Here is a 10,930-nt window from a genome sequence, read left to right on the forward strand (position 1 = left end):
GGACTGGAAAAAAAAGGATGCAAAATCAGAATATCCATGCTATCATTAAAAGAGTGCCCATAATGGCAGCATAGTAAAGAAAGGCAGTGAACTTATGGCAGATACAAAGAATGATTTTTCAAAAGGGAATATAGTTGGGAATATATTAAAGCTGGCAGTTCCCATGACACTTGCTCAGCTGATTAATGTTCTTTATAATATCATAGACAGAATTTATATTGGAAGGATTCCTGAGAATTCTACTCTGGCTCTCACCGGACTGGGGCTTTGTCTTCCTATTATTTCTATAGTAATCGCTTTTGCTAATTTATTTGGAATGGGAGGAGCGCCTTTGTGTTCCATTGAACGGGGCAGGGGGAATGAAGAAGAAGCGGAAAAGATCATGGGTAACTCCTTTATTCTTCTTATTGCATTTGGAATTGCTCTTACTGTTGTAGGACTGCTTTTTAAGAAACCGATGCTGTATCTGTTTGGCGCCAGTGACCAGACGTATCCGTTTGCCAGCCAGTATATCAGTATTTATCTACTTGGCAGTGTTTTTGTAATGACCGGGCTGGGGATGAACAGCTTTATTAATTCCCAGGGGTTTGGAACCATTGGGATGACGACAGTTCTGGTTGGGGCGGCAGCTAATATTCTGCTGGATCCCATCTTTATTTTTGCCCTGGATATGGGGGTAAAAGGCGCTGCCTTTGCTACAATCATATCCCAGTTTCTTTCTGCTCTCTGGATTGTGCTTTTCTTAACTGGGAAGAAGACCATTCTGCGGCTGAAGCTTTCTGCATTCCGCCTGAAAAGACACCGGATTAAGTCCATTACAGCGCTGGGAATGTCCGGTTTTACCATGTCGATTACCAACAGTCTGGTACAGATTATGTACAACTCATCCCTTCAGCATTATGGAGGTGATCTGTATGTTGGAATTATGACGGTAATTAATTCAGTCAGAGAAGTAATATCCATGCCCGTCAGTGGTATAACCAATGGCTCACAGCCAGTCATGGGCTTTAATTATGGTGCTGGTGAATACAAGCGGGTGAAACAGGCCATTCGATTTACTTCTCTGGTAGCTATTGTATACACGACTGCAATGTGGATTATGGTTCACCGCTTTCCGGAATTTTTTATCCGTATTTTTAATCAGGATGGGCAGCTTTTAAAAGCAGGTATACCTTCCATGCAGATTTACTATTTCGGATTTTTCCTCATGTCTCTCCAATTTGCCGGGCAATCGGTTTTTGTAGCGCTGGGAAAGGCAAAAAGGGCAGTATTTTTTTCTATTTTCAGAAAGGTTGTAATAGTTATTCCTCTTATCATCCTACTCCCCCTTGTGTTGGGGAATGGTGTCTATGGAGTGTTAATGGCAGAGCCGGTTTCCAATCTGATCGGAGGAGGTGCCTGTTTTATCACCATGCTGGCTACAGTATGGCCGGAATTAAACGGAAAAAAATCATAAATTCCATTATATAACAAAAAGTTATGAATCTGATTCCATTTCGATAGATTAAAATGGGGTGAAATTTCTTGACAGCAGCTGTTTTTTGGAAGATAATGATAAACAAATTAAAAAAGCTGACGATATGCCGGTATGGGAAAGGAAGAGTATAACATGCAGAATATAAGAATTGAGAGAACCGCTTGCCCGAAAGAAAAACCAGGCAAAGATAATCCTTTGACATTTGGTACCATATTTACGGATCATATGTTTGAAATGGATTACGAGGAAGGGAAGGGGTGGTATGACCCAAGAGTTGTGCCTTACCATAAGCTGGAACTGGAACCCTCCTCCATGGTGTTTCATTACGGCCAGGAGATGTTTGAAGGCTTAAAGGCATACAAAACCGAAGATGGAAGAATCCTTCTGTTCCGCCCGGATAAAAACATTGAGCGTGCGAACCGGAGCAATGACAGACTCTGTATTCCGGAGATTGATGAAGAGCTGTTTCTGGAGGCGTTAAAGACGGTTGTAAGCGTAGATCAGGACTGGATTCCTACAAAGCAGGGAACATCCCTTTACATCAGACCATTTGTGATTGCTACGGATCCATTTTTAGGAGTCAGACCTTCTCATACTTATAAGTTCATGATTATTTTGTCACCAGTCGGCGCTTATTACGCCAGCGGACTTGATCCGGTTAAAATCTGGATCGAAGACGATTACGTGAGAGCGGTAAAAGGTGGAATCGGTGAAGCAAAGACCGGAGGAAACTACGTTGCTTCCCTTGCTGCCCAGGTCAAGGCTCATGACGAAGGATATTCCCAGGTGTTGTGGCTTGACGGTGTTGAGCGTAAATACATCGAAGAAGTCGGTGCTATGAATATCTTCTTTAAGATTAACGGCGTTGTGATCACACCGGAGTTAAACGGCAGCATTCTGCCGGGTGTAACAAGGGATTCCGTTCTGGCGTTGTGCAGAGAATGGGGAGTTCCGGTGGAAGAACGCAGGATCTCCGTAGATGAAGTGGTGGCTGCAGCCAGATCCGGAGAGATGGAAGAATGTTTTGGAACCGGTACGGCAGCAGTGGTTTCACCAGTTGGTGAGCTTCGTTTTGAGGATGAGAGAATGTCCATAGGCGGCGGAAAGATCGGTGAACTCACCCAGAGATGCTACGATACCATAACCGGTATACAGCTTGGCAGGGTAACTGGACCTAAAGGCTGGAGCGTAGAAGTAAAATAACAGAAAAAGAACGACTGGCGGGGCATAGGCACCGCCGTCAGTTTGTTGAAAGACAGAATAAGGAGTTTTTATGACGGCAGTACTAATGAGGGCAGCAGCCTTTGTGGCAATAATTTTGATGGGCTACTTACTGAAGCGGACCGGTTTTTTTCAGGCAAAGGATTTTTATCTGATTTCCAGAGTAGTGATCAGGATAACCCTGCCGGCTGCCATTGTTTCCAATTTCAGCAGGATTACCATGGAGCGTTCCCTTCTTACCATGTGTATCATTGGAATTTTGTGTAATTTTGTGACAATAGGGATCGGCTATATTACCAATCTTACCCGTTCCGGAGACAGTAAAGCCTTCGCTATGCTTAATATGTCCGGCTACAATGTTGGGAATTTTACCATGCCTTTTGTACAGAGTTTTTTAAGCCCTGTGGGGTTTGCAGCCACCAGCCTTTTTGATGCAGGTAATTCAGTGATGTGTACAGGAATGACCTATTCTCTTGCCAGCATGGTGGCGGGAGAAGGGGAAAAACCTTCTGTTGGTAAGATGGTGAAGAAGCTTTTTTCCTCAGTTCCTTTTGATGCCTATGCGATCATGACTATGCTAAGCATCTTAAAGATCAGGCTTCCGGGTATTATAATCAGTTTTGCAGATACTGCAGGTGCAGCCAATGCATTTCTGGCGCTGCTGATGCTTGGTATCGGATTTGAGATCCGAATGGAGAAAGAGAAAATAAAAAAAATTATTCGGATGCTTGGGATGCGGTATTCAATTGCTGTCATCATGGCAGCGGGCTTTTATTTTCTTTCCCCTTTTAGTTTAGAGGTCCGTCAGACATTAGCCATAGTTACTCTGGGTCCGATTGCCGCTGTAGCCCCTGCATTCACTGCAGATCTGAAAGGCGATATAGAGATGGCAAGTGCAATCAATTCCCTGTCAATCGTTATCAGCATTGTTGCGATTACTGCTGCACTGATTCTCCTTTTATAACAAAATATTTTTGACGCTTGACAAAATGTTTTTGAGTGTTATAATTTAGGCATAGAAATGCAAATAAGATAAAGCGGTGACAAGACCAGTATCCTGACAGAAAAGCGCAGAGAGAGGCACATATGGTGAAAGTGCCTTGCCGGAATATCAGGAGAAGACCAGCTTGGAGCGTCCCTTAATCGGGAACGGTGATTCCGTTATCATCAGTTTAAGTGGTTTGAATGAGGAATCATTCTTTCAAGTAGGGTGGAACCGCGATTTATTACGTTAGAATCGTCCCTTTCTGTATGGAGACATATGGAAAGGGGCTTTTTTTATTTGATCCATGATTAAATTAATTGGTAAAGGAGATTAGAACAATGAAGATTACACTGAAAGACGGTTCAGTCAAAGAGTATGATCACGCAATGTCAGTGATTGATATCGCTTCCGATATCAGTGAAGGACTTGCCAGAAATGCCTGTGCAGGCGAGATAGATGGAGAGGTTGTGGATTTAAGAACTACAGTGGACAGAGATTGCAGCTTAAGCATTTTAACAGTCAGTGATCCTGCAGGTCTGGCAGCTTACCGCCATACCACCAGCCACATTCTGGCGCAGGCAGTAAAGCGCCTTTATCCTCAGGCAAAGCTGGCGATTGGACCTTCTATTGAGAATGGGTTTTATTACGACTTTGATACTCCTTCCTTTTCAAGAGAGGATCTTGATAAAATAGAAGGAGAGATGAAAAAGATCATTAAGGAAGCAACTCCTATTGAACGTTTTACTCTTCCCAGAGAGGAAGCTGTTAAATTTATGGAAGAGAAAGGGGAGCCTTACAAGGTAGAACTGATTTTAGATCTTCCGGAGGGAGAGGAAATCTCTTTTTATAAACAGGGAGATTTTACCGATCTCTGTGCAGGACCCCATCTTATGAGCACAAAGCCGATTAAAGCATTTAAGCTGACTTCATCTTCCGGCGCATATTGGAGAGGAAGCGAGAAGAATGCCATGCTCACCCGTATATACGGGACAGCATTTTCTAAAAAAGACGAATTGAATGAATATCTGGAGTATCTGGCGAATATTAAAAACCGGGATCACAATAAGCTTGGTCGTGACTTGGAGCTTTTTGCCACAGTTGATGTCATCGGACAGGGCCTTCCTCTTTTAATGCCAAAGGGCGCAAAGATAGTTCAGACCATGCAGAGATGGATCGAGGATGAAGAAGAGAGACGCGGTTATATGAGAACCAAAACTCCACTTATGGCAAAGCGGGATCTGTATATCATCTCCGATCACTGGGATCATTACAAAGAGGGAATGTTTGTTCTGGGAGATGAGGAAAAGGATGATGAAGTATTTGCACTTCGTCCTATGACATGTCCGTTCCAGTATTACGTATACAAACAGAGCCAGAAGTCTTACCGCGATCTTCCATGCAGATACGGTGAAACATCAACTCTTTTCCGTAACGAGGATTCAGGAGAGATGCACGGACTGACCCGTGTACGTCAGTTTACCATTTCCGAGGGTCACTTAATTGTCCGCCCGGATCAGATTGAAGATGAGTTCAAAGGCTGTGTGGATCTTGCAAAATACTGCTTAACTACTCTGGGTCTGGAAGGTGATGTGACTTATCGGATGTCTAAATGGGATCCTGCCAATGCAGACCATTACCTTGGAACTCCTGAAATGTGGGATGAAGTGGAAGGAATGATGCGTAAGATTCTGGATCATATCGGAATTGAGTATACGGAAGCAGTGGGAGAAGCCGCTTTCTATGGTCCCAAACTTGACATTCAGGCAAAGAATGTATATGGCAAGGAAGATACCATGATTACCATTCAGCTGGATATGTTCCTGGCAGAACGTTTTGATATGAGCTTTGTAGATAAGGATGGAACAAAAAAACGTCCTTATATTATACACAGAACCTCCATCGGCTGCTATGAAAGAACGCTTGCATGGCTGATTGAAAAATATGAGGGTGCGTTCCCAACCTGGTTATGTCCGGAGCAGGTCCGTGTTCTTCCTATCTCCGAAAAATACCATGAGTACGCAGGCAAAGTGGCAGAACAGCTGAAAGTAAACGGAGTTCTTGCTACCGTAGATGAGCGTGCAGAAAAAATCGGCTATAAAATACGGGAGGCACGTCTTTCTAAGCTGCCGTATATGCTGGTAGTGGGACAGAAAGAAGAGGAAGACGGCGTGGTTTCCGTACGCAGCCGCTTTAACGGAGATGAGGGACAGCGTCCGCTTACAGACTTCATCGATGAGATTTGCCGTGAGATTCGTACCAAAGAGATCAAAATGGTTAATGTAACAGAAGAATCGAAATAATATATACCGGGACAGAGGAGATATTCATGAGAATATTTTCCTCACCCCCGGCGCATAATACCTCCTGAAAGAAAATCTCAATAAGAATTCCAGGAGGAAACGGACATGACAAAATTAGACTGCAATGTAACAAGCTGTCTGCACAATTCTGATAATTGCTGTTGCAAGTCTGCGATTATTGTAGAAGGCTCCCAGGCAAAGGATACGATTGATACCTGCTGCGGCAGCTTTGATGAGAACAAAGACGGTTCTTTCCACAACTTATTCAAAACACCGGAGAGCAGACTGGAAGTGGATTGTGAAGCGGTTAACTGTGTATACAATGAGGGCCGCCACTGTTCCGCAGAGCACATCGGCATTGCGGGTGACGGAGCAAGAGTATCCGAGCATACGGAGTGTGCTACATTTAAGTCCAGATAAAAAAGAAAGACAAAGGCAGACGAGTCCGTTGGTCTTTGTCTTTCTTCTATATTAAAGGAACACGGATGGCAGTAGCAATATTGGAGTTGACCCCTTTCATGCCAGGTCTATCCGATTGAATCTCCGTTTTAACCAATGGCAACAGGAAATTCAAATAAATGATGAGAAATACATTGACATATTACTTAATATGTAGTATTATAATAAAAGTTGTGGAAACAACAGACAGGAAAGTAGGTATCCGCCTCACCACGGCACGAGCAAGTGTCCCTGGTTTATAGCCTTTAATACATAGGTATACTGTGTAGAGACTTTGGTGGTGGATAGCGTTTGTCTATCTACTTTTTTTATGCCTATAGGCAGCAATGTGATTCCGACCAACACACACAATATGATGGAGGTGCACGACAATTAGCGATTTAATGATTAATGAACAGATCAGAGATAAAGAAATTCTGTTAATTGGTGAGAATGGAGAAAAACTTGGAGTTATGGCAACCAAAGATGCGTTGCAGATGGCAAAGGAAGCAGAACTTGATTTAGTTAAAATTGCTCCTACCGCAAAACCACCGGTTTGCAAGATCATCGATTACGGCAAATATCGTTATGAACTGGCAAGAAAAGAAAAAGAAGCTAAAAAGAAACAGAAGGTAATCGAAATAAAAGAAGTTCGCTTATCTCCCAACATTGATACTAATGATCTAAACACAAAGATGGGCGCCGCAAGGAAGTTCCTCGAAAAAGGAGATAAAGTTAAGGTAACCTTACGTTTCAGAGGTCGTGAGATGGCGCATATGTCAAAGTCAAGATATATTTTAGATGATTTCGCTGAGAAATTATCAGATATTGCGACCATTGACAAACCGTCGAAAGTGGAAGGAAGAAGCATGGTTATGTTTTTAACCGCAAAACGCTAAAAGAACATTATCAAGGAGGAAAATACAATGCCTAAATTAAAAACAAGCAAATCAGCTGCAAAGCGTTTCAAAGTTACAGGAACAGGAAAGCTTGTAAGAAATAAAGCTTACAAATCTCACATCTTAACTAAGAAATCTACTAAGAGAAAAAGAAATCTTAGAAAAGATATTGTTACTGATGCAACCAATGCAAAAGTAATGAAAAAGATTTTACCATATTTATAGAATTCTTAAGTTGAGAAGGAGGAAAGACCGATGGCAAGAATTAAAGGCGGTATGAACGCTAAGAAAAAACATAACAGAGTGTTAAAGATGGCTAAAGGCTACAGAGGCGCTCGTTCCAAACAGTATAGAGTAGCAAAACAGTCCGTAATGAGAGCTTTAACAAGTTCTTATGCAGGCAGAAAAGAAAGAAAGAGACAGTTCAGACAGTTATGGATTGCCCGTATCAATGCAGCAGCACGTATCAATGGCGTATCCTACAGCGTATTTATGCATGGATTAAAGCTGGCTGGTGTTGATTTAAACAGAAAAGTTTTAGCTGACATGGCTGTTAATGATGCGGCTGGTTTCGCAAAATTAGCTGAGCTTGCAAAATCCAAAGTGGCTTAATTTAAATATATGACCTCGGAAACCTCGCGTTTTCGGGGTTTTTTATTTGGTGTTTTAATCCTCTTTGCATTAGCTTTGCTATATCCACAAATAGGGTATACAAATTCAGTTTCACCATACCAGTCTATTTTCTCCAGCGCATTTAGTCCTGTCTCAAGAAAAGTTAAATTGCTTTTGGCCAGTTGTGTATGAACAAGAAACTTATGGCGCATTTAGATTTTGCTGTAACCGATAAAAATGAGTTAAAGGATGCAATACAAAAAGCAACTATGTTAGGTGCAAAATTGCTATGAGCAGTATGATGGAGAAGAGTGGGTCACTATGCTTGACCCTGATTGATAGTTAGCTAGTTGAATGGTATTCTATTTTTGATAATTATTTATTACAAAGCAAATAAACAGATGCTTTATAATATAATATCGGAAATATAGACAGGTACGATTGGAGCAGATAGGTGATGAAAATACATGATGAAAATATAATATCGTTACAATCATTGAAATCGGATTGTTCACAATGTAGTGGACTATGTTGCACTGCGTTGTTTTTTTCGAAAATGGATGGGTTTCCTGAAGATAAACAAGCGGAAAAACCGTGTTCTAATCTTCAAAAAAATTATCAGTGTAAAATTCATGGAGAACTTGAAAAAAAGAAAATGAAAGGCTGCATTGGGTATGATTGCTTCGGTGCGGGTCAACAGGTAACACAGTCTATTTATTTCGGGCAAACGTGGCAGAATACACCAGGGAAGGCTAAAGAAATTTTTGATGTATATATAGTAGTGTTTCAACTGTATCAAATACGTTATTTTTTGTTAGAATCTATGTCACTTCTTCCAGCCAAGATATTGAAAAGTAATATCAAATCCCTAATACAAGAAAATGAAATAATATGTAATTCTGTACCCTAGGACATTTTAAAATTTAATTTAGAAAACTATAGAAATAAAGCAAATGTGTTATTGAAACAGGTTTGTAGATTGCTTCAAAAAAGCATGTACAGCGAAAACAAAAAATGCCCATCAGTTTTATTAGGAAAAAATTTCCAAAGTAAAAATTTTAGTGGATTGGATTTGAGTACAAAGTTATTAATTGCTGCAAATTTTAATACTTGTGTGTTCGATGGAACAATATTTTTAGGGGCTGATACGCGAGACACAGATTTTAGCAATGCAAATTTGAGAGATGCAGTATTTTTATCACAAGGGCAAATAAACGCCGCAAAAGGTAATAGAAACACAAAATTGCCCTTGTATTTAGATTATCCATTAACATGGAGATAACATATTGGTTGAAGTTATAAAACTAATTTTGCGATAAGGAGCTTGCCGTACATTGAAAACTTAATATTGATAGTTGTAATTTTAAGATATTCTGATATTATAGTTGTTAATAAATACTCGTAATGGTAGGAGATTACTAATGAATTACCAGGATTTAATTGGAAGTATGGAAAGGTTTGGGTCAACTGAGCGCGATATCTGTATTCATAGCATAGGCGTAGATCCAAACCAAATACATGAGAACGTAATTATCGCACCATGGTGGGAACCACCTACTTTTCCCCAATTTGGAACTTTTGAATATTTAAGTGAATCTGAATATTCATCAATAAAAGTATGGAATCTTGCGGTTGGAGGCTTGGAAATTAGTTATATAAAAACAGGAATCGGTGCACCTGTATTAATGGATGTTATATTGGCATTGGGTGTTACTTTATGTAAGAAAATTATTTTCATTGGATCTGTCGGGGCCTTAGATGATAAAATGGGTATTGGAGATATAGTGATTCCGGAATATTCAATTTGTGGTGATGGTGCGAGTCGTTACTTAGCTTCGGAAAAACTTGCAGATGGGGATGTTTTTGGAGAGAAACAATATCCAGATAAAACGATGTTTAATTGCTTAAAAAAAGCCACCAGCCATGTGTGTGAAGAAAATGGTATAAAATGGCATATTGGAAATAATTATAGCACTGATACAGTATTTGCTCAGTTTGTACATATTGATGAAATTATCGAAATGGGTTGTAATATTATAGAAATGGAAACAGCAGCGGCTTTTCGGGCAGCAGAATTTGCTGGCATTCCAATGGCGGCACTCCTTAGTGTCTCTGATAATACGATTGTTCATAAATCGCTGGTAAGTGGTCGTACATCAGAAGAGATGCAGTATCGAAAAAAGGTGCGTAGTGAACTTTTTCCTAAAATCATAACAGCGTTCTTTTATAATAAAGGCGGGCAGTGAGCTGCACAGATGTGAAGGCGAAAGGAGCGATTTTTTATCGCTCCTTTCTATATACAATACATGTATCTTATACATAATTTTATTTTAAGTTAATGAAATATTACTGTTTTACCAGGAGCAGGTAAACATATCAATCCGGTTTAAAGAGATACCTGCGTATGACCAACCGAATCTTCTGTCCCAGCGGAAGCCTGATACGCTGTCACGCCATATCTGGATTGGAAAGAACCAGAATTCCTGTCCGTTGCTCATCCATATATAGGTAAAACGTCCTATGCAGTTTTGCATGGAACCGGGGCTTACCATCTTCGTGGCAGATCGCGCCTGCGTGGGCTTTGACGGTGCAGTTGATGGTGGTGGTCCCATAGGTACCGGACCGCCTGGAGGGTTGCCGTAAGGTGGGAATGGGGGCATATTTTTATCCTTTTCGTCTTTGTTAATACTATTATATGAACTTCGGGAAATGCAGTTAACAAATTCGGTAAAAGGATAAAAAGGGGCGGAAGTCTACAGGAGATTGAGACTTCCGCCCGGAAATGCGGGTGCTGGTAACAGCACCTAAGTACCACCTTGACAGGTATGTACAGTATTATATATGTGTGGTGATGAAAAAATATGTATTAATTAAAGCGCAATAAAAAAGTGTCTTCGACACTCTCAACTCCCCTGCCCCTCACTCATGAGGGGTTTGGGGTTTTTCTTTGTGTAACTTTATTGTAAAATTCTTTTATGAATATCTTACAAACCATTTT

General features: G+C 40.8%; 12 protein-coding genes. 11 read left to right on the plus strand and 1 reads right to left on the minus strand.

Translation table 11 applies throughout. The features are described from left to right. Positions 1-94 precede the first annotated feature (94 nt). From CRO04_RS23895 to CRO04_RS23945, 11 genes are all read left to right on the plus strand, one after another. A complete protein-coding gene (locus CRO04_RS23895) occupies positions 95-1,456 on the plus strand; it encodes an MATE family efflux transporter (RefSeq protein ID WP_097006764.1) in 1,362 nt (453 codons plus the stop codon). A gap of 153 nt (positions 1,457-1,609) precedes the next feature. Next, complete coding sequence (locus tag CRO04_RS23900; RefSeq protein ID WP_097006765.1) at positions 1,610-2,680, plus strand: branched-chain amino acid aminotransferase; 1,071 nt, start codon at positions 1,610-1,612, stop codon at positions 2,678-2,680. A 70-nt stretch (positions 2,681-2,750) separates the two neighbouring features. After that, positions 2,751-3,662, plus strand: a complete 912-nt coding sequence (locus CRO04_RS23905; protein WP_097006766.1) for an AEC family transporter — start codon at positions 2,751-2,753, stop codon at positions 3,660-3,662. A gap of 359 nt (positions 3,663-4,021) precedes the next feature. Further along, the gene (gene thrS, locus CRO04_RS23910) at positions 4,022-5,983 is read left to right on the plus strand and encodes a threonine--tRNA ligase (protein WP_097006767.1); all 1,962 of its coding nucleotides are present in this window, start codon (positions 4,022-4,024) and stop codon (positions 5,981-5,983) included. A gap of 105 nt (positions 5,984-6,088) precedes the next feature. Further along, a complete protein-coding gene (locus CRO04_RS23915) occupies positions 6,089-6,403 on the plus strand; it encodes a DUF1540 domain-containing protein (RefSeq protein WP_097006768.1) in 315 nt (104 codons plus the stop codon). A 422-nt stretch (positions 6,404-6,825) separates the two neighbouring features. Then, on the plus strand, positions 6,826-7,320 hold the full coding sequence (gene infC, locus CRO04_RS23920; RefSeq protein WP_097006769.1) for a translation initiation factor IF-3: 495 nt from the start codon (positions 6,826-6,828) through the stop codon (positions 7,318-7,320). A gap of 27 nt (positions 7,321-7,347) precedes the next feature. Next, positions 7,348-7,545 (plus strand): 50S ribosomal protein L35, encoded by a 198-nt coding sequence (rpmI, locus tag CRO04_RS23925; RefSeq protein ID WP_013272956.1) that lies wholly within the window; start codon positions 7,348-7,350, stop codon positions 7,543-7,545. Between the two features lie 30 nt (positions 7,546-7,575). Beyond that, positions 7,576-7,932, plus strand: a complete 357-nt coding sequence (rplT, locus tag CRO04_RS23930) for a 50S ribosomal protein L20 (RefSeq protein ID WP_097006770.1) — start codon at positions 7,576-7,578, stop codon at positions 7,930-7,932. 457 nt (positions 7,933-8,389) lie between these two features. After that, positions 8,390-8,842 (plus strand): hypothetical protein, encoded by a 453-nt coding sequence (locus CRO04_RS26970; protein WP_242974621.1) that lies wholly within the window; start codon positions 8,390-8,392, stop codon positions 8,840-8,842. A 69-nt stretch (positions 8,843-8,911) separates the two neighbouring features. Beyond that, positions 8,912-9,214, plus strand: coding sequence for a pentapeptide repeat-containing protein (locus CRO04_RS26975; protein ID WP_242974623.1), 303 nt, complete (start codon positions 8,912-8,914; stop codon positions 9,212-9,214). Between the two features lie 139 nt (positions 9,215-9,353). Beyond that, on the plus strand, positions 9,354-10,178 hold the full coding sequence (locus CRO04_RS23945) for a phosphorylase (protein ID WP_242974625.1): 825 nt from the start codon (positions 9,354-9,356) through the stop codon (positions 10,176-10,178). A gap of 108 nt (positions 10,179-10,286) precedes the next feature. On the opposite strand, the gene CRO04_RS23950 is transcribed toward CRO04_RS23945, so the two are convergent. Next, positions 10,287-10,544 (minus strand): hypothetical protein, encoded by a 258-nt coding sequence (locus CRO04_RS23950; protein WP_207654513.1) that lies wholly within the window; start codon positions 10,542-10,544, stop codon positions 10,287-10,289. Positions 10,545-10,930: the final 386 nt, after the last annotated feature.

Source organism: Lacrimispora amygdalina, assembly GCF_900205965.1.
In the GTDB taxonomy this organism is placed as follows: Bacteria; Bacillota; Clostridia; order Lachnospirales; family Lachnospiraceae; genus Lacrimispora; species Lacrimispora amygdalina_A.